This is a genomic window from Streptomyces sp. GDS52 (genome assembly GCF_052246875.1).
GTDB lineage: Bacteria > Actinomycetota > Actinomycetes > Streptomycetales > Streptomycetaceae > Streptomyces > Streptomyces cathayae.
This window is the reverse complement of record NZ_JBQQCR010000003.1, coordinates 100,183-126,646: the sequence shown is the minus strand read 5'-3', so window position 1 is coordinate 126,646 and position 26,464 is coordinate 100,183. Positions and strand designations below refer to the sequence as shown.

Annotated in this window: 30 protein-coding genes; all 30 read left to right on the top strand. The window is 71.1% G+C overall.

What is annotated here, in order from left to right:
* Nucleotides 1-225 precede the first annotated feature (225 nt).
* The 30 genes from ACTWJ9_RS33665 (at nt 226) to ACTWJ9_RS33520 (ending at nt 26,461) form a co-directional block, all read left to right on the top strand.
* Nucleotides 226-396, top strand: coding sequence for a hypothetical protein (locus tag ACTWJ9_RS33665; RefSeq protein WP_443296191.1), 171 nt, complete (start codon nt 226-228; stop codon nt 394-396).
* Nucleotides 397-539: 143 nt separating this feature from the next.
* Nucleotides 540-800, top strand: coding sequence for a hypothetical protein (locus tag ACTWJ9_RS33660; protein WP_443296190.1), 261 nt, complete (start codon nt 540-542; stop codon nt 798-800).
* Complete coding sequence (locus ACTWJ9_RS33655; RefSeq protein ID WP_443296189.1) at nt 797-922, top strand: hypothetical protein; 126 nt, start codon at nt 797-799, stop codon at nt 920-922. The genes ACTWJ9_RS33660 and ACTWJ9_RS33655 overlap by 4 nt, the downstream gene beginning before the upstream one ends.
* Nucleotides 923-942: 20 nt before the next feature.
* Nucleotides 943-1,197: a hypothetical protein gene (locus tag ACTWJ9_RS33650; protein WP_443296274.1), complete on the top strand. Its 255-nt coding sequence runs from the start codon at nt 943-945 to the stop codon at nt 1,195-1,197.
* Nucleotides 1,198-1,220: 23 nt separating this feature from the next.
* Entirely contained in the window at nt 1,221-1,454 is a 234-nt protein-coding gene (locus ACTWJ9_RS33645; RefSeq protein WP_443296187.1) for a hypothetical protein, read from the top strand.
* A 35-nt stretch (nt 1,455-1,489) separates the two neighbouring features.
* A complete protein-coding gene (locus ACTWJ9_RS33640; RefSeq protein WP_443296186.1) occupies nt 1,490-2,686 on the top strand; it encodes a hypothetical protein in 1,197 nt (398 codons plus the stop codon).
* A 34-nt stretch (nt 2,687-2,720) separates the two neighbouring features.
* Nucleotides 2,721-3,233 carry a DUF6197 family protein gene (locus ACTWJ9_RS33635; protein WP_443296185.1) on the top strand — a complete coding sequence of 171 codons (513 nt, stop codon included), beginning with the start codon at nt 2,721-2,723 and terminating at the stop codon, nt 3,231-3,233.
* 1 nt (nt 3,234) lies between these two features.
* Nucleotides 3,235-3,855 (top strand): hypothetical protein, encoded by a 621-nt coding sequence (locus ACTWJ9_RS33630; protein WP_443296184.1) that lies wholly within the window; start codon nt 3,235-3,237, stop codon nt 3,853-3,855.
* A gap of 143 nt (nt 3,856-3,998) precedes the next feature.
* Nucleotides 3,999-6,032 (top strand): hypothetical protein, encoded by a 2,034-nt coding sequence (locus tag ACTWJ9_RS33625; protein ID WP_443296183.1) that lies wholly within the window; start codon nt 3,999-4,001, stop codon nt 6,030-6,032.
* Complete coding sequence (locus ACTWJ9_RS33620; RefSeq protein ID WP_443296182.1) at nt 6,025-6,408, top strand: hypothetical protein; 384 nt, start codon at nt 6,025-6,027, stop codon at nt 6,406-6,408. The genes ACTWJ9_RS33625 and ACTWJ9_RS33620 overlap by 8 nt, the downstream gene beginning before the upstream one ends.
* 78 nt (nt 6,409-6,486) lie before the next feature.
* Entirely contained in the window at nt 6,487-8,745 is a 2,259-nt protein-coding gene (locus ACTWJ9_RS33615; protein WP_443296181.1) for a type IV secretory system conjugative DNA transfer family protein, read from the top strand.
* Between the two features lie 284 nt (nt 8,746-9,029).
* Nucleotides 9,030-9,653: a hypothetical protein gene (locus ACTWJ9_RS33610; protein WP_443296180.1), complete on the top strand. Its 624-nt coding sequence runs from the start codon at nt 9,030-9,032 to the stop codon at nt 9,651-9,653.
* Nucleotides 9,650-11,182, top strand: a complete 1,533-nt coding sequence (locus ACTWJ9_RS33605; protein ID WP_443296179.1) for a terminase large subunit domain-containing protein — start codon at nt 9,650-9,652, stop codon at nt 11,180-11,182. The genes ACTWJ9_RS33610 and ACTWJ9_RS33605 overlap by 4 nt, the downstream gene beginning before the upstream one ends.
* Nucleotides 11,183-11,258: 76 nt before the next feature.
* The gene (locus tag ACTWJ9_RS33600; protein WP_443296178.1) at nt 11,259-13,154 is read left to right on the top strand and encodes a hypothetical protein; all 1,896 of its coding nucleotides are present in this window, start codon (nt 11,259-11,261) and stop codon (nt 13,152-13,154) included.
* Between the two features lie 65 nt (nt 13,155-13,219).
* Nucleotides 13,220-14,050 carry a hypothetical protein gene (locus ACTWJ9_RS33595; RefSeq protein WP_443296177.1) on the top strand — a complete coding sequence of 277 codons (831 nt, stop codon included), beginning with the start codon at nt 13,220-13,222 and terminating at the stop codon, nt 14,048-14,050.
* A gap of 98 nt (nt 14,051-14,148) precedes the next feature.
* Nucleotides 14,149-14,565: a head decoration protein gene (locus ACTWJ9_RS33590; RefSeq protein WP_443296176.1), complete on the top strand. Its 417-nt coding sequence runs from the start codon at nt 14,149-14,151 to the stop codon at nt 14,563-14,565.
* 15 nt (nt 14,566-14,580) lie between these two features.
* Complete coding sequence (locus tag ACTWJ9_RS33585; protein WP_443296175.1) at nt 14,581-15,645, top strand: major capsid protein; 1,065 nt, start codon at nt 14,581-14,583, stop codon at nt 15,643-15,645.
* Between the two features lie 3 nt (nt 15,646-15,648).
* Nucleotides 15,649-15,930 carry a hypothetical protein gene (locus ACTWJ9_RS33580; protein WP_443296174.1) on the top strand — a complete coding sequence of 94 codons (282 nt, stop codon included), beginning with the start codon at nt 15,649-15,651 and terminating at the stop codon, nt 15,928-15,930.
* A gap of 92 nt (nt 15,931-16,022) precedes the next feature.
* The gene (locus ACTWJ9_RS33575; protein ID WP_443296173.1) at nt 16,023-16,361 is read left to right on the top strand and encodes a hypothetical protein; all 339 of its coding nucleotides are present in this window, start codon (nt 16,023-16,025) and stop codon (nt 16,359-16,361) included.
* Complete coding sequence (locus ACTWJ9_RS33570) at nt 16,358-17,203, top strand: hypothetical protein (RefSeq protein WP_443296172.1); 846 nt, start codon at nt 16,358-16,360, stop codon at nt 17,201-17,203. The genes ACTWJ9_RS33575 and ACTWJ9_RS33570 overlap by 4 nt, the downstream gene beginning before the upstream one ends.
* Nucleotides 17,200-17,652, top strand: coding sequence for a hypothetical protein (locus tag ACTWJ9_RS33565; RefSeq protein WP_443296171.1), 453 nt, complete (start codon nt 17,200-17,202; stop codon nt 17,650-17,652). Before ACTWJ9_RS33570 ends, ACTWJ9_RS33565 begins: the two co-directional genes overlap by 4 nt.
* A gap of 125 nt (nt 17,653-17,777) precedes the next feature.
* On the top strand, nt 17,778-18,167 hold the full coding sequence (locus tag ACTWJ9_RS33560; RefSeq protein ID WP_443296170.1) for a hypothetical protein: 390 nt from the start codon (nt 17,778-17,780) through the stop codon (nt 18,165-18,167).
* Nucleotides 18,167-18,607: a DUF6093 family protein gene (locus tag ACTWJ9_RS33555; RefSeq protein WP_443296169.1), complete on the top strand. Its 441-nt coding sequence runs from the start codon at nt 18,167-18,169 to the stop codon at nt 18,605-18,607. The genes ACTWJ9_RS33560 and ACTWJ9_RS33555 overlap by 1 nt, the downstream gene beginning before the upstream one ends.
* Nucleotides 18,607-19,005, top strand: a complete 399-nt coding sequence (locus ACTWJ9_RS33550) for a hypothetical protein (protein ID WP_443296168.1) — start codon at nt 18,607-18,609, stop codon at nt 19,003-19,005. The genes ACTWJ9_RS33555 and ACTWJ9_RS33550 overlap by 1 nt, the downstream gene beginning before the upstream one ends.
* Nucleotides 19,005-19,478, top strand: coding sequence for a hypothetical protein (locus ACTWJ9_RS33545; RefSeq protein ID WP_443296273.1), 474 nt, complete (start codon nt 19,005-19,007; stop codon nt 19,476-19,478). The genes ACTWJ9_RS33550 and ACTWJ9_RS33545 overlap by 1 nt, the downstream gene beginning before the upstream one ends.
* 130 nt (nt 19,479-19,608) lie before the next feature.
* On the top strand, nt 19,609-20,082 hold the full coding sequence (locus tag ACTWJ9_RS33540; RefSeq protein WP_443296166.1) for a phage tail tube protein: 474 nt from the start codon (nt 19,609-19,611) through the stop codon (nt 20,080-20,082).
* Between the two features lie 101 nt (nt 20,083-20,183).
* On the top strand, nt 20,184-20,711 hold the full coding sequence (locus tag ACTWJ9_RS33535; RefSeq protein ID WP_443296165.1) for a hypothetical protein: 528 nt from the start codon (nt 20,184-20,186) through the stop codon (nt 20,709-20,711).
* Nucleotides 20,712-20,737: 26 nt separating this feature from the next.
* Nucleotides 20,738-21,073: a hypothetical protein gene (locus tag ACTWJ9_RS33530; protein WP_443296164.1), complete on the top strand. Its 336-nt coding sequence runs from the start codon at nt 20,738-20,740 to the stop codon at nt 21,071-21,073.
* Nucleotides 21,074-21,092: 19 nt separating this feature from the next.
* Nucleotides 21,093-25,571: a hypothetical protein gene (locus ACTWJ9_RS33525; RefSeq protein WP_443296163.1), complete on the top strand. Its 4,479-nt coding sequence runs from the start codon at nt 21,093-21,095 to the stop codon at nt 25,569-25,571.
* Nucleotides 25,568-26,461, top strand: a complete 894-nt coding sequence (locus ACTWJ9_RS33520) for a phage distal tail protein (RefSeq protein WP_443296162.1) — start codon at nt 25,568-25,570, stop codon at nt 26,459-26,461. Before ACTWJ9_RS33525 ends, ACTWJ9_RS33520 begins: the two co-directional genes overlap by 4 nt.
* The last annotated feature ends 3 nt before the right edge of the window (nt 26,462-26,464 follow it).

The following is a 26,464-nucleotide window of genomic DNA, read 5'->3' as shown; positions in this document are numbered from 1 at the left end:
CAGCACGCCCTCACCGACCCCACCCTCCGCGAACCCGCCGCCACCGCGTGCGCCGCCCTCGACACCCGGAGGGAGGTGCCCCCCATGACCCGACTGACCGACGAGCAGCGAAAGGAGCTGTCGAAGAAGGTCGCCGACGCGAACAAGAAGTCCACCAACCGCCCCCGCTGACCCCCGACCGGGGCCCGGACACCGCCGGGCCCCACCGATCCGAGAGGACACCCCATGGGATTCATCGCCGACAAGACCACCGAACTCCGCACCGCCGTCCAGAACGGCGACAGCACCCGCTCCGCCCAGATCATCACCGAGACCGTCCTCGAGTCCGGCCGCAGCTTCGAGGACACCATCCGCGAGATGACCGACACCGACCGCCGGCAGCAGCGCCGAACCTGACCCCCGACCGGGGTCCGGCCGCCGACACCCCCACGACGGCCGGACCCCACCCCACTGGCCGCGCCGGAGTCCGCCCCGACCCCATGCGGGGCGGGCCCCAGCACCACCAGCGGAACCACCCGCCCCGACCCGGAAGGACCACCGTGAACAAGCAGCGCATCAAGACCAACGCCATCAACACCACCGCCAACATCACCTACTACGGCGGCACCCTCGGAGCCGGCATCGGCCTCTACGAGCTCATGAACCAGCCCAGCGCCCTCGGCATCGTCGCCGTCCTCGTCTTCACCCTCACCGTCGAAGGCATCCTCCGCACCCTCATCGACGAGGCCCTCGACTCCCTCCTCCCCGCCGCGGACACCGCCCCGGCCACCGTCTCGCTGGCCAAGGAGACCGCCCGATGACCGGCCGCGAGTTCCGCGCGCTCCACGGCGACCCCGCCGACTGGGACGACGACGAGTACGACACCTACTTCGCCCTCACCGCCGACCAGACCACCCCCGGCGACTACCAGCCCGCCGCCTGACCACCAGGGAGGAACCGACCATGCCCGGCACCGCCACTGCCACCGTCCACTGGAACCCTCCGGCCACGTCCGTCTGGTACGACCAGACGCTCATCAACGGCCGGACCTACTATCTCGTGGTCCACCACCTCGCCGACCAGTTCCTGAGCCAGCACTGGGGTGCCGTCCTCGCCGTCGCCGACGTACTGGCCACCCGGCTGCACCTGACCGGCGGCCACATCGCCGACCTGGCCGGAATCCCGAACGGCACCCACTCCGCAACCTGTACCGCCTGACCACCGGAAGGACACCGAACCCGATGTTCGCCACGTACAAGGAAAGCCGCCGCCACAACAAGCTCATGAAGGTCGCCCACAACCTGCTCTACAGCGCCTACATCAGCGCCGCCCGCAGCCCCGCCGACGTCACCGCCCAGGACGTCGCCGCCGACGCCTTCGGCCGCCACCAGATCGAACTGGACCTCGACGAGGCCCAGAAGTTCCTCGACGCCGCCCGCGTCGCCCGCGGCGAGTCCACCACGAACAACGCCTGACCCCCACTCCACCGACACCGGAAGGACCCACGCCCATGCTCACCGACATCCACACCACAGTCGGACGGGTGCCCGTGTACGCATGGGCCGCCCTCCTCGCCCTGGCCACCCTCGCCGTCGGCTACCGCATCGCCGCCAAGACCCGCGCCCGCACCAGCCAGCGCAAGCCCGCCGACAAACAGAAGCGGCGCACCGTCACCGGCCTCCTCGGCATGGGCCTCGTCGTCGTCGCCGGCCTCGCCCTCTCCACCAACACCTCCGCCCGCTTCGCCGAGAAGCGGCTCCACATGGACTCGCCGCTGCACATCACGGTCGGCCTCGTCCTCGAGGCCATCGTCCTCGGCCTGTCCCTGTACGCGTGGGCGTTCAACGACAAGGGCGCCACCCGCACCGCCTACTTCCTCGTCTTCGCCCAGGCCGTCGGCGCCATCGAGGTCGTCCGCCAGGAGAACGAGGACATCGGCACCGCGCTGGTCCGCATCGTCGGCCCCGTCATGCTCGCCTACGGCCTGCACAAGCTCCTCGGCCTCGAGGCCAAGCTCGGCAAGATCGAGATCAAGTCCGACGGGATCCTCGCCCGCTGGTGGCGCGACCGCCTCCAGCGCCTGGAGAGCCAGCTCGGCATCGGCTCCCGCGGCGCCGACGCGCAGGCCATCAGCCGCCGCAACGCCCAGGACAAGCTCATCACCCTCGCCACGCTCGGTAAGCCCCGGCTCATGAGCAAGCGCGCCTACGAGAAGGCCCTCATGCGCGCCGGCGACGCCTCCTTCCACGGCCTGGACGACACCCTCGACCAGCTCGGCACCGAGATGACCATCACCACCCGCATCGACCGCATGGGCGCCTTCAAATCCCTCCCGGACCGGTCCGAGACCTACGCCCTGCGGTCCCTGCGCCCCACCACCGGCCCCCAGGGCGCACCCGACGTCGCCCCCGACGACATCAGCGCCCTGACCAGCGAGGGCGCAGCAGGGCGCACCACAGGGCCCGACACGGGCGCGCCCGAGGCAACCCCCAGCGAGGCGCAGGCGAACAAGAGGCCCGACGGGGGCGACACCGACCGCCGCAGGCTCGCCTTCGACCTGTACTTCGACCTCCGCGGCACCGGCCCGGCCCCCTCGCAGAACGCCTTCGAGCAGGCCTGGCGGAAGGCCGGCTACGGACTGAAGACCGACGACATCCGCGCCCTCTACAAGGACATCCACACCAAGGTCACCGGTGACAACAAGTAACCGCCTCCCCCGGATGGAGACGAAAGGAGAACGAGTGAACGAGACCCGCACCCAGCCGAAGCCGCGGACGGCCACCCCGGCCGCGGCCCCGGCCCGCGTCCACCCCACACCGGTACGCCCGGCCCGGCCGCTCCCGGTCCTGCCCACCGCACCGCAGGCACCCGGCTGGACCCACCGGCTCCTGCCCGCCCCCCTCCGGCGCACCATGGCCGGCCTCGGCTGGTGGCAGAACCCCACCCCCCAGCGCCCCTCCACCCACCTCGAACAGACCCTGGACGTCCTCCACCGCTACGGCTGGTGCCAGTCCCTCGACGTGTCCCCCACCGGCCGCATGTGCATCCGCGGCGCCCAGACCCTCCTCGAGAGGACCGGCCACGTCACCCCCCACGCCCGCGAACGGGCCGTGGCCTACATGCAGCACACCCTGACCCAGGCCGGCATCCAGATGAGCTTCTTCACCTGGAACGACCTGCCCGGCCAGACCCTGCCCGCCGTCGAAAACCTGCTGGTCAGCGCCTCCCGCGCGGCCCGAGCGAACGGAGAATGACATGACCCCCAACCAGCCCGAATACGACCCGGAATTCCACAACGTCATCCACGGCGGATACGGCATTCCCGCCCAGCCCGAATTCACCGACCCCACCCCCTACGGAATTCAGACGCATTCCGGTGCGGCCCCGGTGAAGACCGGCCTCACCCCGCGCGGAAAGGCCGCCCTCGGGGTCGGAACCGTCGCCATCGCCTGCGCCAGCCTCTTCGGCTGGCAGCACTACAGCGCCCAGCAGGCCGCGAACGAGGTCCGCGCCCAGGAATTCGCCATCCAGAAGCAGCAACTCGAACTCGAGAAGCTGAAAGAGCTCAACAAGGTCAACGCGGCGCAGCAGGAAACCCAGGCCACCGAGAACGCGGCCCGCCAGAAGCAGATCGACGCCTGCGTGGCCGACAACAAGGGCCTGGTCGGCAAGCAGCTCGGGGCCTCCTACCGGTCGGTGGTGGAGGACTGCCAGGCCCAGTACCCGGCCACCAGCAGCACCGACATGCAGGCCGTCGCCACCACCGCCGACCCCACCGGCGGCGGCGTCAACCCCGGCCTCCTCCTGGGTGCCGGCGTCCTCGGTCTCGGCCTGGCCGTCGCCGTGAAGAAGAGCACGAAGAGTCACCCCGCCTGACTTCCTCCTCCGCTTCCTTCCCGCCCCGAAACCCCCCGCCTCATACCCGCACGCGAGGGCTTGATCAGGGGAATTCGGGGCCGGGAGGAAGGGAGGAGGAGGAAACCACCCACCCCCATGACCACACACAGTGAGGAACCCTGATGGCGAGCAACGCGGTCCCCGCGGCCGTCCCCGGCCCCACCGACCCGCCCCCCAGCACCGCACCCACCACCCCCGCCGCCGCCGGCGGCACGCAGCAGCAGCCGGGCGGGATGGCCGGGCTGCTCGCCCCCGTCACACCCACCCGCACCGCCTTCACCCTGGACCCCGACCCGGCCGCGGAAGCCACCCCCGGCGACCAGGCCGTGACCGACGCCAGCAGCGCCACCTACCGCACCGAGAGCACCCCCGACGACACCCCGGGGAACACCGGAAAGGCCCCGGCGGGAAAGCAGGAGCGCAGCGTCCTGCGGGCGTGGATGCTGGCCGGTGCCGAACGCTGGAAGAAGGGCGCCGACGCCCGCAACAAGCGCCTCGACATCCAAAAGGCGAAGGCGCAGGCCCGGCAGGTGAAGGAAACCGTCACCGTGAACCGTGCCGAGAAAATGGTGGGCGGGTCGACGAATTCCAGCACCGGCAGCAAAAACAATGCCGCCGGGAAGTCCCTGAACAGCAAGTCCAACGGGGCCGGAAACGGTGGCGGCACGGGGCCGAAGAACCGGCCCGGCGGCACGAACAGTTCCGGCGGGGGCCAGTCCGGCAGCACAGGCCGCAGCGGGTCCGGCGGCCCGGCCGGAGGCGGCAGCCGCGGCAGCAACACCGGGACGAAGCCCGGCGGATCCGGGCGCACCAGCACGGGCAACGGCAAGGACTCCAGCAGCGGACGCGGCACAGGCAAGGACAGCGGCCCCGTGAAGCAGCCCGGCGGGAAGCCCGGCGGCGGCAGCGGCGCCGGGCCGAAGCACGACACGAAGCCCACCGGGCCGGGACCGAAGACCAGCGGCGGATCCGGGGGAGGGGCAGGCAAGTCCGGGTCCTCCGGTACGCAGGGCCCGGCCGGGAAGCCCGGCAAGGACGGCTCCGGCCCGAAGACCCCCACCAAGTCCCAGGACGCCACGAAGCCGTCCACGACCGGCCCGGCCCCCGACACCGGCAAGAACACCCCGACCGGCACGGAGACCCGACCCAAGGGCCCCGACTCCAAGGGCAACGCGAGCAAGGTCCGCCTGGACAAGACCGGCCGCACCAACGGCAAGACCGCCGACGGCACGCCCGGCACGGACCCCAAGAAGCCGCAGCGCGGTGACGCGCAGCCGACGACGAAGGACGGCCAGGAGCCCCGGAAGCCGCAGGACGGCGGCACCGGCACGCAGCAGACGGCGAAGACCGGCACCGCGAAGGACGGAAAGGGCACCGAGCCCACCAAGCAGACCGGCCCGCGCGTGCCCGCCCCCCGCATCAACCTCCAGAACTCCCGCGAGGCCGGCTACCGCGACGGCACCCGCGCCGCCAAGGCCGTCGCCCACACCCAGGCCTGGCGCGACGGCGCCCGCGACGGATACGCCGACACCACCCAGGCCGCCGCCCGCGAGAAGACCCGCCTGGACAAGGCCCACACCGACCGCAAGAACGCCCGCACCCACCCCGAGGACACGCCCGTGACCGCACCCGCCTCCAGCGCCGACTACCAGACGGTGCCGCCCAAGCCCGACCACGCCCCCGGCCCGCAGCCCGTCCAGGTCGCGTCCATCGACGCCACCCACGTCCACCTCGGAGACGGCGCCGCCCGCCCCTCCATCAGCCGCGGCGAGGTCCGCACCCTCCGCCAGTTCCAGCAGCGCCTCGAGGCCAAGACCGACACCATGACCCGCGTCGGCGAGGCCACCCGCGTCCTCGAGCAGCACGCCCTCGAGCAGGCCAAGCAGGTCACCGACCTCCTCGAGCAGGCCCGCAGCGTCGAAGGCGGCGAGAAGGTCGTCGCCGCCCTCACCCGGCTCGCCGACACCGCCCAGGTGCAGGCCGGCAAGGCAGCCGAGATCCACCAGCGGGCCGTCCGCGCCGGCGAAGCCTGCACGGTGCTCCACACCAACACCGAGACCCGCTACGGCGGCATCTACCAGGCCGTCCAGGACTCGCCCGAAACCAGGGCCGCGCGCATGACCTACTACCGCGACATGGAGACCGCCAATGTCTGACCTGACCTACGCGCAGCTCGCCAAGCAGACGGCCGCCCTGGCCAAGGACATCGCCCGCAGCAGCGAAGCCATCCGCGGCCACGCCACCAGCATCAGCACCGAAGCCCAGGACACCGGCCGCACCGCCGAATCCATCGGCGCCCTCAAGGTGGATGCCGCGACCGTCGCGGAAACCCGCGAACTCGCCGCCCTGATGGACGGCGTGTCCACCGCCGTCGTCGACTACGCGACCGCCGCCGACACCACCGCCCACGCCGCGCAGGCCGCCCACGACCAGAACCAGGCCAGCCACGCCCGGATCGGGGAGGCCGCCGCCCGCTCCTCGGTCGGCCGGGAGGTCTACGACGTCGACTCCGGCTGGTTCACCCAGGAATAACCCCCCGCCACCCCTCCCCCTGCGGCCGGGACCACCACGGTCCCGGCCGCCCCCCGAACCCCTCCCAAGGAGCCCCCGATGAGCCAGCCCACCCCCACCACCGCCCGCCCCGTCGCCACCGAACGCGCCATCGCCTACGCCGAAACCTTCGCCCCCATCGCCACCGGCGTCACCACCCCCTTCCTCGACGGCTCCGCCGCCATCCTGGGAGCCGTCGCCTACGGCGGTACGGCCGGCTTCCTCGCCGCGAACTACATGAACCGCCTCCCACCCCACCTCATCGACCAGCTGCCCGCCGGGGACATCATCCGCGCCCACCGCTCCACCCTGTTCGGCTCCACCCTCACCACCGGCATGGCCCTCCTCATGGGCACCGTCCAAGGAGCGGAAGGCGCCGACGCCCTCATGGCCGGCTGGCTCGGCATCGCCGACCAGCCCCTCCCCGGCATCGTCTCCCTCGGCTGGTGGGCCGCCGTCGCCCTCGTCCCCATCAAACTCCGCAAGGTCCTCGCCCGCCCTCGCAAGCCCAAGCCGACCACCACCGCCCCGCCCGGCACCACCGCGGCCCACGTACCGGCCACCGCCGCAGAGAAGATCGCCTACCGCTGGTACGAGGTCATCTCCAACCGGGACACCGGCACCCACAGGGACCAGGAACTGGAACTCCGCACCCTCACCGCCATGCGCTGGACCGGCACCATCACCGTCCCCATGGGACAGTCCGTCACCGTCACCAAGGACACCGTCTCCTCCGCCTACCGGATCCCCATCGAATGGATCTACTTCAAGCCGGGAGCCCACGCCGGCGAGGTCCACCTCACCGTCAACCTCCAGGCCCCGCCCGAGCTCGACCCCAACACCCTCGCCGGAGCCTGGCGCAAGTGGGTCGCCAAGAGCGGCGGCGTCATGGCCGGCACCCACCTCGAGAACGCCCAGACCGACCCCAACACCGGCGGCGAAGTCGCCTACGTCGTCGCCGGCGAAGACCTCGACAAACTCCCCCTCCCCGACCGGGCCAGCCTCGCCGGAGCACTGCGCACCAACAGCCTCCTCTGCTCCTACAGCCCCGTCCCCGGCGACCCCCGCAAGGGCGAAATCCGCCTCATGAAACACAACCCCCTCCAGAACGGCGTGCCCTTCCCCGGCACCCACGTCCTGAAAATCAGCGACGGCGGCTACGTCCAGATCGGCCGCCACGTCTCCGGCTTCCCCGCCCGCATCCAGTTCACCGACCCCGTCCTCGGAGCCCGCCACCTGTTCATCGCCGGCGTCACCGGCTCCGGCAAGGGCGGCCTCGTCCAGATCGTCGCCCTCGCCGACCACGTCAACGGCCACGCCATCATCTACGGCGACCCCAAGGGCTCCTCCAACCCCGACGTGGAAACCATGGCCTGCTACAGCGGCCTCGTCGACGACGTCATCGGCGCCCTCCGCGTCGCCTACGCCCTCATGAACTGGCGCATGGAAGAGTCCGCCCGCCTGCGCATGAAGAACTTCCAGGCCACCCCCGACCGCCCCTGGGTCCGCGTCATCCTCGACGAGGCCCACGTCCCCCTCTCCGAGATGGAGGACCACAAGAAGGAAGCCGCGATCATCGTGGAAGCCCTCGCCGCCAAGGCGCGCTCCCAGGGCATCATCCTCACGATCGTCAACCAGGCCGTGAACGCCGACAAGCTCGGCGGGTCCACCACCCTGCGCACCAACGTCATCCAGGGCGGATCCCTCGCCATGCTCCGCTCCGACTCCGCACAGAAGCACCTCGTCACCACCGGCTTCGAAGGCGTCGACCCCGGCGACATCCCCGCCGCCTGGGACGTCGACCGGCCCCTCGTCTACGACGACACCGTCACCATGAAGGACCCCAAAGCCACCTTCGGCCTCGGCTACACCCTCGGCCCCGGCGGGGCAGCCGAGATGATGCGCACCTTCATCCTCGAGTCCGCCGCCCCCCACATCGACCACACCCGCATCGCCTACCCCGCCGACTGGCCCGGCTGGGACGACCGGCACGAGATCGCCGCCACCTCCATCCTCGGAGACGGCGAGCACACCGACCCGGACGCCGACGGCGCCTCCAGCCTCCTGAGCGGGATCAGCTTCGCCCCGAAGAAGCCCGCCAGCGCCGACGAGAAACTCCTCAAGGCGCTCACCGAGTTCGCCGACCCGGAAGGCATCGACATCAACTACCTGCACAAGGACGACCTCGGCCGCGCCGCCGGCGTGGAAGGCCGCACCCGCGACAACGCCCTCACCGAGCTGGTGAAGGCCGGGAAGATTCACCGCGGCCCGGAGCGCGGCACCTACGGCCTCGGACCCGACCCCGACCCCGGCCAGTAGCCGCCGGGGGATAGCGGCTCAGACAAACCGCTTCCCATGCCCCACACTCAGAACTGCACGGCCCGGACCGGTACCGGTGTCCCCGCGCCCTACCGTCCCCGGGCCGTGCCAGCAGACCCGCCCGGACCATCCCGGGCGCGCCACGGCCCCGCCACCAATCCCCCGGTGGCGGGGCCGTTCCCTGCCCACCCCCGGGCCAGGGGGAACAGAACACCGAAAATCGGCGATCATCCCTACAAGGCGCGGGGCCGACAATCACACACACGAGCGGGAGCCCCACCGCCATGGGATGGTCAAAACTCAAACTGGACGAAGTCACCGTCCGCCGCACCCACCTCCTCAAACTGCGCCGCCAAGGCGTCCGCTACGACGATCCCCGTGTCGAAGCCCTCGGCTACTCCAGCCCCGACAGCGCCCGCCGGGACCTCAGCCGCGCCCTCCAAGCCCACCGCGACGCCGAAGCCGCCGAAGTGTCCATCTACCGGCAGCAGGAGAACGAACGCCTCGACGACGAACTCAGCCGCCTCCAGAAACTCGAAGCCGCCGCCCACGTCGTCCTCAACAACCGCCACATCATGGTCAACAACGGGCGCGTCATCCTCCACCCCGACACCAACCAGCCCATGGAAGACGACGCCCCCGTCCTCCAGGCCATCGACCGGCTCGTGAAAATCGAAGACGCCCGCCGCCGCAACAGTGAACGCCGCGCGAAACTCAACGGCCTGGACATGCCCGTCAAGACCGAAGTCACCGGAGCCGACGGCGGACCGCTGGCCCTGTCCACCGCCGACCCGGACAAGCTGGCCGCGCTGATCGCCGCCACCAGCCGGCTCGACTCCGAACAGCCGGCCAACACGGCCACCTCCACCCCCGACGAGGACGACGAAGACGAGGACCGTGCGCAGTGACCACGGCGCTTGAGGATCAGGTAGCCCTCTACCGGACCCTCCCCGTCCAGCAGCGCCAGCAGATCGCCCGGCTCGCGGACGACGAAACCCGGGCGGCTCTGGCGTGGGCGGAGCGGCAGATGGCCATCGAACGCTCCCCCGGGTCGATGGCCGCCGCGCTGACCGGCGGCCGGGAATGGCAGGCCCGCCACCTGGACCTCATCGACAAGGCCTTCGTGCGGATCGCCAACGGCGAGCGGATGCGCGTCCTGCTGAACATGCCTCCGAGGCACGGGAAGAGCGCCCGTGCCGCACGGTGGGCGCCGCTGTGGTACCTGGCCCGGCACCCCGACCACCGCATCATGATCGCCTCGTATGCGGCCAAGCTCGCCGAAGGGCACGGCCGGTGGATCCGCGACAGCATCAAGGAGCACGGCCAGGACATCGGTATCGAGCTGCGGTACGGCTCGCAGGCCGCCAACCGGTTCGACCTCGCCGGAACCGAGGGCGGTCTGGTCACCGCAGGCGTCGGTGGATCTTTGACCGGCATGGGCGCAAATGTCGCAATTGTCGACGACCCCCTGAAAGACGCCAAGGAAGCCGACAGTCCCGTCAAACTCGCCAACCTCTGGGACTGGTGGCAGCAGGTCATCAACACCCGCATGGAACCCAACGGCTCCATCGTCGTCATCCAGACCCGCTGGTCCCAGAACGACCTCGCCGGCCGCATCCTCCAAGACGGCGCCGACGGCTGGACCGTCCTCAACCTGCCCGCCATCGCCATGACCGAAGGCGACCCCCTCGGCCGGGCCGTCGGCGAACCGCTGTGGCCCGAACGGTTCCGCCGCAAGCACCTCAACCGCTTCAAAAAGGATGTCGGCGAACGCGGCTGGTGGGCCCTCTACCAGCAAGAACCCCGCCCCCTCGAAGGCGGCGTGTGGAAATGGCCGTGGATCACCGACCACCGCATCACCCCCCAAGCGTTCCGCGGCGTCGACCTCACCCGCACCCTCGTCGCCATCGACACCGCCGGCGGCCGCGAAGACAGCGACGAAGTCGGCCTCATCGGCGGCGGACGCGACGCCGCCGGGGACATGTACCTGCTGGCCGACCGGTCAAAGAAGATGGGCGCCGCCGAATGGGGCCGCGAAGCCTGCCTGCTGGCCATCGAACTCCAGGCCGACGCCTTCGTGGTGGAGGCGAACTTCGGCGGAGACATGGCCGCCCAGATCCTCCGCCAGGCCTGGCAGGAACTCGAACGCGAGGCCGCCACCAACCGCCTGCTGATGCCCCGCATCATCGAGGTGACCGCCAAGGTCGGCAAACGCCTGCGCGCCGAACCCGTCGCCCAGCTCTACGAGAACGGGCACGTCCACCACGTGGGCGAGCTCCCCGGCCTCGAGGTCCAGTACGTGTCCTGGATCCCCGGCATGGACTCCCCGGACCGCCTGGACGCCGCCGTCCACCTCATCACCGAGCTCGCCGACCCGGCACAGGAAGGACTCGGCACCCAGCGCTACGCCGACCAGCGGCTCCGCGGTCGGCGGTAGCCGGGGGAAGCCCCGCGCCCCGCGCCCGTACCCTGATCACAAGGCGCGGGGCCTGGGAACAGCGGGAAGGAATGCTGTGGGCCTCATCTCCGGCCTCAAGTCGGTCATCATCGACCGCTGGTCATGGCTGAACTACAAGCCGCTGTACAGCGACTCCCTGGGCATGCCCAACCGGCGGGCGTTCCCCGAAGCGCACGCCACCTGGGTCCCCGCGTACGACGAACGCCGCCTCGCCGCGTACAAGCTCCTCACCGCCTACGACCACAACCAGGTCGCCGAACTCACCGCGTTCCGCGACGGCGAGGCGGCCCGCGACGGCCGCGAGTTCGGCGACCCGTCGATGTTCATCGACACCATCACCAGCCACGTCCTGGGCGACGAACAGACCATCACCGTGCCCGGCGCGGAGAAGGCCGGCGGCGAGCAGGCCACCCCCGAAGCGGCCACCGCGGACCGCGTGCAGAGCCTGCTGCGCGCATGGGCCGACGAGGAACTCCTTGCGATGCGGCTGCTCCAGACCGAACGCAAGGCCGTCACGCTCGGGGACGGCGTCTACCTGCTGCACTGGGATCCCGACAAGCAGCGCGTCCGCGTCCGCACCTACGACCCCGGCCTCTACTTCCCGATCATCGGCGAGGACGACGACGGCTCCGACTACCCCGACCGCATCCACTTCGCGTGGGAACTCCCCGAGGACAGGCCCCGCCGGCTGCCCGCCCGGCTGCGCCGCATCACCTACCACCTGGACTGGATCCGCCCGCAGACCGCGAACGGCGTCGACCAAACGGGCCGCCCCCTGCGCGCCCCCGTCATGTCCGAGCCCACCGAGGAGCAGGCGGCGCAGCCCGTCCTCGGCCGCGGCGACACCCTGGATGGCAACGGGTCGATCACCCGCCGGTACCCGTGGTCCGAGCGGCCCTCCTACAAGACGGTGTATCTCACCGACGCCACCTGGGAGCTGGGCGACCTGAAGGGCCCGGTCGACGTCGACTCCCTGCCGATGGACAAGGCGCACTTCGCGACCAACGGGCAGGGCGAGATCCTCGACCGGCTGGACCTGTACCAGGACTTCATCCCGGTCATCCACGTGCCCAACACTGTGCCCGAACCGGGCGAGCACTGGGGGGAGTCGTCCCTGGCGAAGGTGCTCCAGGTGTTCGACGAACTCGCCGGCGCGGACACCGACTCCGGGAAGGCGTCCGCCACCACCGGATCCCCCATCCTCGCCATCTCCGGTAAGGCGGTCACCAGTCAGCAGCAGTACACCGCCGGCCCCGGCATGGTCTTCACCCTGGGCGAGGGCGGCGCGCTCAGCACCGTCGACACCAGCGCCAACCTCGCCGAACTCCGCAACCAGGTTCACGACCTCAAGGGCCGGGCCGCGACCACCGCCCGGCTGCCCGCCGTCGCCCTCGGTACCTCCGACCCCGCGCAGTTCTCCTCCGGCTACCAGCTCGAACTTGCCCTCGGGCCGCTGGACTCACTCATCTCCGGGATGCGGCTCGCCCGCGACCACGCCGACCGGCTGCTGCCGAAGTTCGTGCAGCGCCTGTTCCAGGCCGGGCAGCACCCCGACTGGATCGACCTGCCGGTCCTGCCCGCCAAGCTGACCCGGGGCGCGTACACGCCGACCGATAAGGCCGCCGCCCTCGAGGAAGTCGCCACCGCCCGCAAGGCCGGCCTCATCAGCCTGGAGACCGGGATCCGGCGTCTTCAGGAGATCGGCTGGCCCATCGAGGACGCCGAAGAGGAGATCCGCCGGATCGACGCCCGCTCCTTTGCGGACGCCCGTCTCCTCGCCGACGCCCTGAACAACCCGGAGGAGACCGCCCGGTTCCTCGGCAGGCAGGCCCCGGATGTGCCGGAGGCCCCGCCGGTGAACCTGCCCCCGGCCGGGGGCGACGACGGTACCGGCGACGACCCCGAGGGCGACGACGGGAACCCGGCGCAGGGGAGCGGGGGGAACACGTGACGAGATCTGTGCTGCACTTGGATCTAGGCGCGGGGCCTGATCTGTCCATGGGAGGACTGTCTTCAATGCGTCGCCCCGCGCAGCACCGCCCCGGTCTCACCGCCGCCCACGGCTGGGCCCACCCCTACACCGGCATCCAGTCGCTCGCCGTCTTCTACAACGACGGAGGCCAGGGTGACGGCGGCAACCAGCCCGCCCCCTCCCCGGCCGACCTCGCCCACCGGGCCCCGCAGCCGCCCGCCAACCAGCCCGCCACGCAGACCGGCGACGACGAGGTCCTCCTGGACCACCGCACCGGCGCCCCCATGACCCAAGCCGCCTTCGCGAAGATCATGGCCAGGGAGAACGCCAAGGGCCGCCGCAACATCCTCCGTGAACTCGCCGAAGCCGCCGGTGTGCCCTTCGACCCGGACGACTTCGACGTCAACCGCTTCGGGAAGCTGTTCAAGGAGACCGAGGAAGCCCGCAAGGCGCAGCTCAGCGAAGAGCAGCGCCGCATCGAGGAACTCACCGCCCGCGAACAGGCTCTCGCCGACCGGGAAGCCCAGGCCGCCCAGCAGGCCGCCGAAGCCGCCCGCCGCGACCGCGAGACCCGCATCCGCTCCGCCCTCGTCTCCCTCGGAGCCACCGGCGACGACCTCGAGGACGCCACCCGCCTCCTCACCGTCCCCGACGACGCCACCGACGAACAGATCACCCAGGCCGCCACCGAACTCAAGGAACGCCGCGGCGTCCTCTTCGGCGCGACCGCCCCGCAGACCCTCCCCCCGGCCCCGTCCGGCGGACCGGCCGGCGGCAACGCCCCCCGGCAGCCCGCCGCGGGCAAGGACGCCGTCCGGGAAGCCGCCCGCGCCCGCGCCCGCGCCATGGGCCTGCGCACCGACGAAGCGGCCTGAACAACTCCAGACCAGGGACCACGCCCTAACCCCCGTGGACGGCGTCACGCAGACGTCATCACACGAACACCCGCGTACATCGCGAAAGGGGCTACGGCGTGGACATCCAGCCGTACACCAGCACCGAGACGCTCGCTGTCGGCCGCCCGTGGCTCATGAGCATGCTCGGCATCGAAGCCAACCAGTCCGTCACCCTCGACCTCGCCGCGTTCGACGAGGACACCCACTGGCTGCCGCCGACCGGACACCAGCCGCAACGCAAGCTGAAGTCGGGCATCCCCCTCGGCAAGAACAGCACCAGCGGCCTGTACGGCCCGTACGACAGTGCGGCCACCGACGGCACCCAGACGTTCGTCGGGTTCCTGTTCACCGAGATCTCCTACGCCCCGACCAGCACCCGGGCCGTCGCCCCGCTCATGGTCCACGGGCAGATCGACCCGGAGAAGCTGCCCGTCCCGTTCGACCCGGCCACCGTGGCGGACGGCTCCAACACCCAGTTCATCTACAAGGTCTGAGCAGGAGACACCGACATGGCCAACGACATGCTGGAGCTCCTGCTCCGCGACCTGTCCCCGACCGAGATCAACGTGTTCGCCCGGGAAATCCAGACCCCGGCCGACTACCTCCTCACCCAGTCCGTCATCCCCGAGCGGACCATCGACTCCGTGCAGTGGGAGCACCGCGGCACCCGCCGCCGGGTCGCCGCCGCCTCCTACCGGGCGTGGGACGCGCAGACGAAGGTCGCCACGCGTGAGATCACGCAGTTCGCGACCTCCGGCAAGCTCCTCCCGCTGGGCCAGAAGTACATCGTCGGTGAGTTCGAGACCATCCTCCAGAACATGGACCGCGGCATCGACAGCCGGGACCTGGTCAACACCGTCTACCAGGACGTTGCCGACCACGTGCTGTCCATCAAGAAGCGTCTGGAACTCGCCGCCGGTGACCTGCTGGCCGACGGCAAGTTCTCCCTGGTCGGCGAGAACGGCCTCACCATCGAGGCCGACCACAAGGTGCCGGCGGCGAACATGCCGACCGCGTCCACCCCGTGGACCGACCCCGCCGCCGACATGCTCGGTGACGAGATGCGGTGGCTCGAGGTCCTGCGCTCCTCCGGAGCCCCCACGCCGGCCCGCGCCCTCACCTCGTACAAGACGATGGCGCTGGCCATGGGCAACGACTCCTACCGCGCCGCCTACTACGGGTCGGTGAACTCCGCATCGACCATTCCCACTGCGGTCCTCGCCCCCAACGAGGTCAACGTGGTCCGGGCCCGCTACGGTCTCCCGCCGATCACCACGTACGACGTGAAGATCGAGCTGGAGGGCGGCTCCGACGCCCGCGTGCTGCCGGAGAACATGTTCTTCCTGCTGCCGCCGAACCCGCAGCAGTGGGCGGAGACCCAGTACGGCCTCACCGCCGACGGTCTCCTCCTCTCCCGCAGCGGCAACCCCGCCATCGAGCGGGAGGACGCCCCCGGCATCGTCGTCACCCGCGGCTACCAGGACGACCCGCCGCAGGTGTGGACGAAGGGCTCCGCCGCCGCGCTGCCGGTCATGTACGTGCCGGACATCCACATCGCCGCGACGGTGTGGTAAGCCATGGCCACCCTGCGATCCACGGTGTACGTGAAGGACCCGGAGTCCCACCAGACGGTGGTCCTGGAGGCCGGTAGCTCCCCGGAGCCGCGTCTGGCGGCCCTGGTGACGAACCCGTCCGCGTGGGAGGGCGGCAAGCTCCCGGCTGCCGCCACCAAGTCCGCCGACTCCTCCCCGTCGTCCGACGACGGCGAGAGGGACGGCGACAAGCCGGCCGCGAAGCGCGCGGCCAAGCGGCCCGCTCGGGGCCGGAGCGCCGCTGGCGAGGGCGACAGCGGCGACTAGCGGTGTGCGGGTCCGCCCCTGTGGTGGGGGCGCCAACCGGCGGGCCCGCACCCGCACCCCTTCCCACCCCCTTCAGTCCCGGGAGGACAGTCATGGCCCTGACCGCCGCCGTCACCGCATGGCTCCGCGGCGAACTCGGCACCACCGCCGACCTCGCGGACCTCGAGGCCCGCTACTCCCGGCTCGGCACCGCCCGCGCCGTCGCCCTCGAGGTCCTCCGGGAGCGGCTTGCCGCGCTGCGCGCCCAGCCCGCCACCGTCAACGTGTCCGGCGTCGTCTCCGTCGGCACCGGCGAGAACATCAAGGCGTACGAACGGCAGATCGCCGCCCTCGAGAACGGGGAGCCGCCCGCCCCCGACGACCCGGACGACGGCAGCACCGGCGGCGACGGGATCGGCATGCTGCGCCTGGTCGAACGGCCCCGCCGATGACCACCCCCGTCCGGCGCCGCGGCCGCACCCTCCGCCAACGCCTCCTCGGCTACATCACCGGCGCCGTGGACCGGCTGCGGCAGGCGTGGGCGATCCTGACCGGCGCACAGACCCGGCTGCTGTCCGCGCTCGCGGCGATCCGGCCCGGCCGCCACTCCGGCAGCGGGCCACGGCTGCGCGCCGCCATCGCCGACTTCAACACGTCCCTCGCGGCGTTCCACCGGGCGGCCATGGCGTGGACGGAACGCTGGGCGGCCACCGATCTGCCCCTCATCTACCGGGAGGGCGCCTGGACGCTGCTGGACAACGCGCTGCGCCCCACCACCCGCTTCTCCTGGACCGACCGGCACCGGGCGGCCATCACCCAAGCCTCCGCGCAGTACTACGCGGACCTCACCGCCCGGATCACCGAGGCGCTGCGCCGGGCCAGGGCGTTCCTCCGCGACGCCCAGGACGCCGCCCGCGACCCCGACGCGGCCCGCCTCGACACCGAAGCCCTGCGCCAGCAGCACCCCCTCGACACCGTCGTGTACGCCAACAACTCCCGGCATCCCGTGGACGCGTGGGCGAGTGCGGCGGTCACCTGGCAGGCCGTCACCACCGCCAACACGGGCGCGGCTCGCACCGCCCTGGACGAACTCGGCACCGAGTGGGTGGAGATCCGGGACGGCGCTGATTGTGGGTGGCGGGAGCACAAGGACCCGGACCGCGCCAACCGCACCCTGCGCACCGTCCAGGACGCCCTCGCTCATCCCGTGGCGCACGCCCACTGCCAACGGGAGCTGCTGCCCCGCATGGACCTCATCGGCCGCACCGAAATCCGCACCGGAGCGCCCCTATGACCGACGCCCCCATCGCCCTCACCGTGCACCCCGGCGGCGGTGTCCCGCCGGAGTGGCGCCGCCTCCTCATCGTCGACTGGCTCACCACCAACGGCATCAACCCCGCCGACGTGTCCTCCGACGACCCGATCACCGTACTCACCCTGCCCCACACGCCCTCCGACCCGGACGAGCCGTGGCTGGTGCAGGTCATCGTCCTCACCCAGTACCACCGGAACGTGTACGGCGTCCGCGAACAGAACCTGCTCACCCGACGCCCCGTGGCGTTCCAGCGGACCGTGCCGCTCCAAGAACCCTTCCCGACCGACCTCCCGGACGGAGAGGACCGTGGCGAAGAGCCGCAAGTCGAAGCTGTCGAAGAAGAGCAACGCCCGCCGGAACACGAAGAGCGGGCGGAAGCGGATGAGCAGCAAGCAGTTCGCCCTGCCGGGCAAGCGCTACAGGATTGATGATCTTGCTCACGCCAGAAATGCCCTGGCCAGGGTCGGGCAGCACGGATCAGCCAAGGAGAAAGCCGCCGTTCGCAAGGCGGTGACCCGCAAGTATCCAAGCCTGAAGAGGAAGAAGTAGCCCAGTGACCGAGCCCCCCGCGGAGCCGCAGGCGCACGGTGTCCGGATCGACGCCCAGCCCGGCCACGCCACCATCAGCATCGGCGGCACCCCCCTGCCCCCCGGCACGGTCACCGGATACGTCGTCCAGCACGACATCGCCGCAGGGCTGCCCACGCTGATCCTGCACACCCGGCAACCCGACGGGACCGCCTTCGAGGGCCTCGCCCGGGTCGCCGTCGGTATCCCGCAGACCCCGGCCAGCGTCATCGCCACCTTCCTGCGCGAGGTCGACCCCGTCCTCCTCGACCAGGAGGCGCTGAACCGGGCCGACTACGGCGGCGGCCCGGGGGCGACCGCCCGCGCCATGCTCGCCACCCTGTCCGAGTGGGCCCACACCGGAGGAGGCACCTGATGGCCGGCCTGGACCTCGGACCGATCACCACCCTCGTGGAGGGCCTGATCCTGCTGGACGTCGTCCGCTTCACCAGCCCCGCCGGCGGCCCGCCCGTCTTCAACCCCGACACCGGCCAGTACGAGGTGCCGGAGGGCGCTGTCCTGTACGAGGGCCCCGGGGCCGTGCAACCCGGCTCCACCTCCGCCGTCGCCAACATCCCGGTCCCCAACCAGCCGTGGGTGGATGAGACCGCGTCCAACTACCGCGCCTACACGCCGCTGTCGGCGCCGCTCGCCGTCCGGGACACCATCGTCACCGTCGTCCAGGTCCATGCGGGCGGGGACGTGTCGCTGATCGGCCGCCAGTGGCGGGCCAACGACCCGTCCCAGGGCGGCACCCTCGGTGTCATCCGGGTCACCAGCCTGGACCAGATCCAGCAAACGGGCGGGGGCGCGTGATGGACCTCGAGGACCTGGCGCCCCGGCTGGAGGAGGCGGCGGACCGGGTGGGGCCGGAGGTGAACCGGACGGTGCAGCAGCAGGCCCGCCTCGCCCGCGCGATGATCCGCTTCAACGCATCCGGCCGTCCGGGCCCGAACATCATCACCGGCGACTACTTCGACTCCTGGGGGCCAGCGCAGCCATTCGCCGTCCCCGACGGCGGAGGGGCCCTCCTCGGCACCGACCGGCCGCAGGGGCGCCGCCTCGAGTACGGCTTCATGAACATGTACGACAGCCTGGGCCGGTTCTTCCGGCAGCCCCCGTACCCGCACGTGGAGCCCGCCGTGACCGAACTGTCGGCGGAGTACGAGGACGCGTTCAAGGACGCCCTGGACCGCATCTTCGGGGGTGCCTGATGATCGAGAGACGGCCCGTCACCCTCGGCCTGCAAACCCTGCTGGCCACCCTCACCGGACGCCCCGTCGGCCTGCGCAGCGTCCCCCTGACCGCCGCCGGTCAGCCGGTGGCGCCGCCGTACACGATCCTGGACCCCCTCGACCGCATCGACGACACCCGCACCCTCGCCGACAACCAGCGAGCCGCCGTCATGAACTATCAGGCCACGTTCGTCTCCGGACCGACCCCAGGCGTACCGGACAGCCGGGGCGGGGATGAGCAGGCGCAGTGGCTCACCGACCGCGCCTGGAAGGTCGTCGAACGGCCCGCGAACGGATCCCCCGGCTACGCCCACCCCCTCAGTGTCGGGCCCGGCGTCACCTGCTGGCGGCGGGAGGCGACCGAGGCGGGGGGAACATCCGACGCAGGAGATGCCATCATCACATCAGTGATCCGATTCCGGCTCTTCCTCGAGGAGCAGCCGGCCGCCTGACCCCCTGGGGGTTGGGCATCACCGCACCGCGGCGGGACCCCACGCGGACGCCACCACGCAGGTGGCCGCCACACCAGACACGTGTAGCAGGGGCCCCACTTCTCGGCCCCATTTCCGCGAGGGGCCAATCATGAGGTTCAACCGCAAGGGCACCACGAAGATTCTCTTCCTGCCGACCATCGCTGCCGCCGACACGCTGATCCCGACCTCTGCGGAGATCTCCGACGGCACCGACTACACGCAGCAGATCAACGCCATCGACGGCTGGTCCCTCGAGAACCAGCCCATCGAAACCCCGGACATGGCGTCCACGTTCGTCAGCAAGATCGGTGGCGACGACAGTGCGGCCGACTCCTCCCTCACGTTCTACGAGGACAGCACCGCCGACGACATCGAGACCGAGCTCGCCAAGGGCACGTCCGGCTACGTGGTGATCTTCTCCAAGGGCAACACGGCCGGGAACAAGGGGATGGATGTCTTCCCGGTGACCGTGGTGTCCAACTCGAAGCAGTACAGCGCGGACAACGAGCCCGCCCGGATCGCCGTCCAGTTCACGATCACCGCGCGGCCGCTGTTCAACGGGACGGTCCCTACCGGGCCGTGACCCGCGCCGGCTGACCCACCCCCTCCAAGCCCCCGGCCGGGCCCCGGTGTATCTGGGAAGGGCGCTGTGCGCCCGGCCGGGCCTTCCCAAAGGACCCGAACATGACCAGCAGCACCGCATGGGACGCGCTTGAGAAGCGCCTCAACAGCGTCAAGAAGCCCGTCAGTGTGTTCCGGCTGTGCGACGACCCCGACATCCGGGACCGCTACCTGACCGTGCGGAGGGAAGCCGAGCGGGCCGACACCTACCTGGACGGCCTCGCCAAGGACACGGACCCCGACGTGCGGGCCGTGGCGGAGCGGCAGGCCAAGGACGCCCAGGGCAGGCTCATGGCGGCGCAGAAGGCGTACGACGCGCACACCATCACCCTCCGCTTCCAGGCGCTCGAGCGGCAGGAACTCGAGGACCTGCTGGCCAAGCACCCGCCGACCGAGCAGGACGAGGAGAACGGCAACGAGTTCGCCGAAAGTTTCATGCCCGTATTGATCTCCGCCGCGTCCCTGGACGGCATGCCCGAGGAGGCCGCCGCCCGCTTTATGAGGGCGTGGATCCCGGCAGACGTGAAGGCCCTGTGGCAGGCCGCCTGGTCGGTGCAGCACACGCAGCGCACGGACCTGGGAAAAGGCTGATCGATGACGCCGACTTCCGCACCCAGATGGAGCTCTGCCACAAGTGGGGCATCCCCCACTCCCAGTTCCGCGGGCACGGGGACGGCACCTGGACCGACCTGGACCGCAGGAAGGCCCTGGCCTACGCCCACTACCTCAAGCAGGTCTGCCCCCAGTGCGGCACCCGGCCCGAGGAGTGGGACGAGAACGCGGGCGGCGACGAGGACGCCTACCGGGCCACCACCCACCGCTGCACCGGCTGCCAACTCATCGCCGACAAACAGAAAACCGTCCCCGACGGCGACGAGGGGCACGGCGTGCAAGTCGCCCTGATCCCCACCAGCGTCGCCGCCGCCCTCGAACTCCATAACCAGCACCGCTAGTCCAGGAAGGAGCCCGCCCGTGCCCCAGTGGAACCTGTCGGTACGCCTCACCGGGCAGGGCTCCGGGCTCGCCCGCACGCTGCGCAACACCTCCCGTGACGCCCGTGCCGCCTCCCGTGACGTGCAGGCCCTCACCCGCGACATCGGCCGGCTGCGCGCCGCGGCCTCCCGCGACATCCGCCTCGGGGTCCGGGTCGACGCCCGCAGCCTGCGCGCCGACGTCCGCCGCGCCGTCACCACCGCCCGCGCCGGACAGGAACTGCGGGTCCGCCTCGGGGTCGACGCCCGGTTCCTGCGCGCTGATGCACGGCGTGCCATCACCGCGGCCAGGTCCGGGCAGGACGCACTGGCCGTCAACCTGCGCCTCGGTAACTCGATGCAGCTACGGCGTGAGGTGGAAGCCGCGGTGCGCTGGGCGGCATGGGGGCACCGCATCGAGATCCCCATCGGGCTGCGCGACCCCAACCAACTGCGCCGGGACGTGTCCGCCGCGGTGCGCCGTGCCCAGCAGAACCAGACCATCCGGGTGCGGGTCACCGCCGACACCAGCGCCCTGCGCGGCCTCACCCGCGGCTTGGGAGGCGGCAGCGGCTCCTCCGGCGGGGGCCTGGACATCGGCCTGGCCGGGCTGCTGCCCATCGCCACCGCCGTCGTGCCGCTGGTGGCGGGGCTGTCCACAAGCGTGCTGGCCCTCGCCGGGAACATGGCCATCGGCGGCACGGCCGCCGCCGCATTCGGCGTCGCCCTCGCCGGGCAGATCGGCCCGCTGGGCGAGGTCGCCGAAGCGGAGACGAAGTATCAGGAGGCCGTCAGCGAGCACGGCAAATCCTCCGCTGAGGCCATCAAGGCGCAGGTCGCCTACCAGAAGCTGCTGGCGCAGATGCCGCCGGAGACGCAGAAGGCCGCGATCGGACTGTCGCAGCTGAAGCAGGAGTTCTCCGACTGGTCGGACGAGATGTCCGGCTTCACGATGGTGCCGGTCACCAAGTCCTTCACCCTGCTGCGGGAGCTGCTGCCGCACCTGAGCCCGGAAGTGAAATCCTTCTCCACTCAGTTGGACCGGCTGATGGACGTGGCGGGCGGCGGCATGCGCACGCCCGGCTTCGACGCGTTCTCCAAGAAGGTCGCCGCGCTGACCGACCAGAAGCTGGACTCGTTCACCGACTCGGTCATCCACCTGATGCGTGTCCTGTCCGAGGGCGGCGCCACGGACGGGGCACTTGGCAAGATCCTCGACTACATGCGGCAGCACGGGCCCGCCGCCCGGGAGGCCCTCGACGCGATCGGGGACGCGGTCGGCAACCTCGTGGAAGGGGCCGCCGAAGCCGGGCCGACCATGCTGACCCTGGTCACCGCTGCCGCCCGGCTGGTGGCCGCGCTGCCGCCGGAGCTGGTCGGCATCATCCTTCAGGTCGCCACCGCGCTGAAGCTGCTCCAGTTGTCCGGGGCGGGCATGGCGGCGCTGGCCGCCGGGATGGGCCGCGTCCGTACCGCCATCGCCGCCCTGGGCACCACCGCGGCCACCGCCGGCGGTGGTATCGCCGGCCTGCGGGCCGCGTTCCTGTCCCTCGGTGTCGCCGCGCGGGCATCGATCATCGTTGCGGCCGTCGCCGCCATCGTCGTGGTGCTGTCGGAACTGTCGGAGATCGGGCAGGAGGCCCCGCCGGATGTCGACAAGCTGACCACGTCACTCGGCAAGCTCGGGCGGACCGGGAAGGTCGCCGGGGAGGCTGCCCGCGCCTTCGGGAAGGACCTGGGCGGCCTCGCGGACAGCCTGCGCACCCTCGCCCGCCCGTCGAACACGGAGAAGACGCAGCAGTTCCTCACCTCCCTGATCGGGATGGACTCCACCCCGGTCAAGAACGCCAAGGAGGACCTGGACGCCGTCGACCAGTCCCTCGCCAACCTGGTGCAGTCCGGGAAGGGCGACCTCGCAGCGGCCGCGTTCGAGCGGATTGCCGCCGCCATGCGGGAGCAGGGCATGTCCGGCAAGGAGCTCGAGGCCCAGCTGGACGACTACAAGTCGAAGCTCGCGGATCAGGCGTTCGAGGCGGAGCTGGCCGCCCAGAGCATGGGCCTGTTCGGTGAGGCGGCGCAGGCGACGTCGGCGAAGCTGGACGCGCAGAAGCAGTCGGCGGACGGGCTGCGGCAGGCGATCGTCGCGTTGAACGACGTCAACCGGGCCGCCGGATCCGCCATGTCGGCGTTCGAGCAGTCGCTGGACGACACCAGCAAGGCGGTGAAGGAGCACGGCGCGGTCCTGAAGTGGCGCGACGGCGAGTTGGACCTGGGCACGCAGAAGGCCCGCGACGCCGAAAAGGTCCTCAGCGATCTGGCCGCGAACACGGACGCGGCGGCGACGGCGGCCCGGGAGCAGGGCAAGAGCTGGGAGCACGTCTCCGGCATCTACGACGAGGGCCGGGACGCGTTCGTCCGGGCCTCCGACACCCTGGGCCTGACCCGGGAGCAGGCCGAACTCCTCGCCGCCTCCTACCTGAACATCCCGGACAAGAAGGAACTGTCCGTGGAGATGCGCACCGAGGACGCCGTCTCCGGACTGGACGCGGTGATCGCCGCGATCGAGGAAACCCCCGACGAGAAGAGCGTCACGGTCAGCGCGTTGACCGAGGACGCGCAGTCGATGCTGCGCGAACTCGGGTTCGAGGTCACCGAACTCAAGGACGGCTCCTTCCGGGTCACCGCGAACACGGCCACCGCGGAGGCGTCCCTCGCGGACGTGCAGTCCCTGCGGGACGGGCTGGCCGACAAGTCCATCACCATCGACGCCCGCACCCAGGACACCATCAACAGCCTCCAGGGCGTGCAGGACAAGGTCGCCACCACCAAGGGCAAGACCATCACCATGAAGGCCCCCACGTCGGAGGCCCGCCACCAGCTCGAGCTGCTGGGCTTCCGCATCCGGGACACCAAGGGCAAGAACGTCCAAATCACCGTGCCCACCGGCAGTCAGCGAGCCAACGTGGCCGCGCTCGCCGGCGCCATCGCCGGACTGCGGAACAAGACCGTCACCATCACCACCAACTACGTCATCACCGGCAACCAGGCGAGGCGCTCGGGTGCGCACGGCTCCCAGCTCGCCAACGCCCGCGGCGGGGTGTGGGACTACTACGCCGACGGCGGCATCCGCACCCCGCGCGTGCACAAGTTCGCGTCCGGAGCCGAGAACCACGTCGCGCAGATCGCCCCCGCCGGATCGTGGCGGGTGTGGGCGGAGCCGGAGACCGGCGGCGAGGCCTACATCCCCCTGTCGTCGGCCAAGCGCACCCGCTCCCGCGCCATCCTCGAGGAAACCGCCCGCCGCCTCGGAGGCGACCCGGCCGCCATCCAGTGGAACGCCGCCGGCAGCATCACCGACTGGCGCTACGACCCCACCTCCGGCTCCCTGTACTCCGCGTCCGACGCCGGGGCCGCGGGCCGCAAGACGAAAAAGGTCAAGGTCAAGGGCGGCAAGACGAAGGAAGTCGAGTATTTCGACCTGGGCGCCGTCGAACGGAAGCTGAAGAGCGCCTCCAAGGCGACCAAGGCGTGGAACAAGGACCTCGAGCGGGTCGCCGACCGGGTCGGCGGGGACGTCGCCGATGCGCTCGCGTCGATGGGCGAGGAGGGCGTCAAGCTCGCCGCGAAGATGGCCAAGGGGTCGACGAAGTACATCAACGAGATGGCCAAGGCCCTTCGGGGCCTCCAGGCCACCGCCAAGGCCAGCCTCACGGACTACACGCGGCAGCTGACCGGCGCGAACAAGCTGAACAAGACATTCGCTGACAACCTCGCCAAGCTCGCCGCGCAGGGGTACGGCGACCTCGCCGCGCAGCTCGCCGACCAGAACGACGAGGCCGCCCAGCAGCTTGCCGCCGCCGCGGTGAAGGACAAGGGCAAGGCGTCCAAGGCCAACACCCAGGCCAAGGCGGCCAACAACGCCCTCACGTCGGATCAGGTGCAGGACCTGGTGCAGATCATTGCCGCAATCAAGACGAAGTCGACCGGCATCCACGACGTGGCCGGGACGACCGGCCTGGGTGAGGACGTCATCATCGCCATCGCCAACAAGGCCAAGAAGCAGATCAGCTCCAGCCTCGGCACGCGGGCGACGCGGTTCCTCGCGGACCTGGGCAAGGCCAACAAACACCTGGCGTATGCGGACGGCGGTATCCGGGCGGGCATCTACGCGAGCCGGGCGGGCCTGATCCGCTGGGCGGAGCCGGAGACCGGCGGCGAGGCCTACATCCCGCTCGGGGGGAACAAACGCCGCACCGCGCTCCCGGTCCTCGCCGATGTCGCCCAGCGGTTCGGGGTCGGCCTCACGAACGGGCAGGCCGGGCGGGTTGTCATCATCCGCGAGCAGGGCCCCCTCGTGGGCGCCTCCCATTTCCACATCGGCGCCCGCCAGTCCGACCGCGACCTGGCGCGCGCCATCGAGGCCCGCCAGTCCTACCAGCTTCGGCGCCTGGCGCGCGGGGGAGTGGGGGCAAGAGGATGAGCACACCCGTGGAGCTGGCCGACCACCAGCACGATCTGGCCGGGATCCTGATCGGCCGCGGCACGCCGGTGGTCGTCGCGGCGATCGAGGGGCTGGGCAGGGCGCCGCAGCGCACTGCCGACATCGAGCCGCCGGGGGAGGACGGCCTGTGGCTGGGCCCGGACTTCTTCGCCGGCCGCACCATCCGCATCGACGCCGGTATCAGGACGCCCGGGGATGAGGTGGCGGCCCTGGCCGTGCACGCCGCGCTCCAGGAGGCCGCCGACGACGAGGCGGTGCGCCTGGCCGGCGGGGCGACCACCAGTCTGCGGCTGAAGTTCCCCGGCCGCCCGGCCCGCACCGTCCGCGGCCGGATCCGCCTGCTGGACGCCGACCTGACGACGGCCGTCCACGGCTGGATCCCCCTGGACATCGAGTACACCGCCCACGACCACCTGTACTACGGCGAGCGGCAGTCCACGTCGATGCCGCTGGGGTCGCTCACCCAGGGCGGCATGACGTTCCCGGTGATGTTCCCGTTCACGATCGAGGACACCGCCGGGGCGGTGGGCCGTCCCGGGTTCCTCACCGTCACCGGCAGTGCCCCCACGTGGCCGGTGCTGCGGATCAGCGGCCCGTGCGCCAACCCGTCTGTCACCCACGTCGCCTCCGGCCGCACCCTGACGGTGCAGGGCTCGCTGGCCGCCGGGGAGTGGGTGGAGATCGACACCCGGCCCGGCTGGCGCACGGTGCTCCGCAGCAACGGGGGCGGCATGCCCCTGACCGCGCGGTCCCGTATCGACCTGTTCCGTCTCGCCCCGGGGCTGAACGAGCTCCATTGGACGGCGACCGACCCGACCCTGACCAGCACTCTGGCCGTCACCTGGTGGCCGGCCTACAAGGCCCTGTGAGGA

Excerpts from the sequence above, each read along its gene's own strand:
- ACTWJ9_RS33665 (WP_443296191.1), top strand. The coding sequence starts at position 226 with ATGGGATTCATCGCCGACAAGACCACCGAACTCCGCACCGCCGTCCAG.
- ACTWJ9_RS33655 (WP_443296189.1), top strand. The coding sequence starts at position 797 with ATGACCGGCCGCGAGTTCCGCGCGCTCCACGGCGACCCCGCCGACTGG.
- ACTWJ9_RS33650 (WP_443296274.1), top strand. The coding sequence starts at position 943 with ATGCCCGGCACCGCCACTGCCACCGTCCACTGGAACCCTCCGGCCACG.
- ACTWJ9_RS33645 (WP_443296187.1), top strand. The coding sequence starts at position 1,221 with ATGTTCGCCACGTACAAGGAAAGCCGCCGCCACAACAAGCTCATGAAG.
- ACTWJ9_RS33640 (WP_443296186.1), top strand. The coding sequence starts at position 1,490 with ATGCTCACCGACATCCACACCACAGTCGGACGGGTGCCCGTGTACGCA.
- ACTWJ9_RS33630 (WP_443296184.1), top strand. The coding sequence starts at position 3,235 with ATGACCCCCAACCAGCCCGAATACGACCCGGAATTCCACAACGTCATC.
- ACTWJ9_RS33625 (WP_443296183.1), top strand. The coding sequence starts at position 3,999 with ATGGCGAGCAACGCGGTCCCCGCGGCCGTCCCCGGCCCCACCGACCCG.
- ACTWJ9_RS33620 (WP_443296182.1), top strand. The coding sequence starts at position 6,025 with ATGTCTGACCTGACCTACGCGCAGCTCGCCAAGCAGACGGCCGCCCTG.
- ACTWJ9_RS33615 (WP_443296181.1), top strand. The coding sequence starts at position 6,487 with ATGAGCCAGCCCACCCCCACCACCGCCCGCCCCGTCGCCACCGAACGC.
- ACTWJ9_RS33610 (WP_443296180.1), top strand. The coding sequence starts at position 9,030 with ATGGGATGGTCAAAACTCAAACTGGACGAAGTCACCGTCCGCCGCACC.
- ACTWJ9_RS33595 (WP_443296177.1), top strand. The coding sequence starts at position 13,220 with ATGCGTCGCCCCGCGCAGCACCGCCCCGGTCTCACCGCCGCCCACGGC.
- ACTWJ9_RS33585 (WP_443296175.1), top strand. The coding sequence starts at position 14,581 with ATGGCCAACGACATGCTGGAGCTCCTGCTCCGCGACCTGTCCCCGACC.
- ACTWJ9_RS33580 (WP_443296174.1), top strand. The coding sequence starts at position 15,649 with ATGGCCACCCTGCGATCCACGGTGTACGTGAAGGACCCGGAGTCCCAC.
- ACTWJ9_RS33575 (WP_443296173.1), top strand. The coding sequence starts at position 16,023 with ATGGCCCTGACCGCCGCCGTCACCGCATGGCTCCGCGGCGAACTCGGC.
- ACTWJ9_RS33570 (WP_443296172.1), top strand. The coding sequence starts at position 16,358 with ATGACCACCCCCGTCCGGCGCCGCGGCCGCACCCTCCGCCAACGCCTC.
- ACTWJ9_RS33565 (WP_443296171.1), top strand. The coding sequence starts at position 17,200 with ATGACCGACGCCCCCATCGCCCTCACCGTGCACCCCGGCGGCGGTGTC.
- ACTWJ9_RS33555 (WP_443296169.1), top strand. The coding sequence starts at position 18,167 with ATGGCCGGCCTGGACCTCGGACCGATCACCACCCTCGTGGAGGGCCTG.
- ACTWJ9_RS33550 (WP_443296168.1), top strand. The coding sequence starts at position 18,607 with ATGGACCTCGAGGACCTGGCGCCCCGGCTGGAGGAGGCGGCGGACCGG.
- ACTWJ9_RS33545 (WP_443296273.1), top strand. The coding sequence starts at position 19,005 with ATGATCGAGAGACGGCCCGTCACCCTCGGCCTGCAAACCCTGCTGGCC.
- ACTWJ9_RS33540 (WP_443296166.1), top strand. The coding sequence starts at position 19,609 with ATGAGGTTCAACCGCAAGGGCACCACGAAGATTCTCTTCCTGCCGACC.
- ACTWJ9_RS33535 (WP_443296165.1), top strand. The coding sequence starts at position 20,184 with ATGACCAGCAGCACCGCATGGGACGCGCTTGAGAAGCGCCTCAACAGC.
- ACTWJ9_RS33530 (WP_443296164.1), top strand. The coding sequence starts at position 20,738 with ATGGAGCTCTGCCACAAGTGGGGCATCCCCCACTCCCAGTTCCGCGGG.
- ACTWJ9_RS33520 (WP_443296162.1), top strand. The coding sequence starts at position 25,568 with ATGAGCACACCCGTGGAGCTGGCCGACCACCAGCACGATCTGGCCGGG.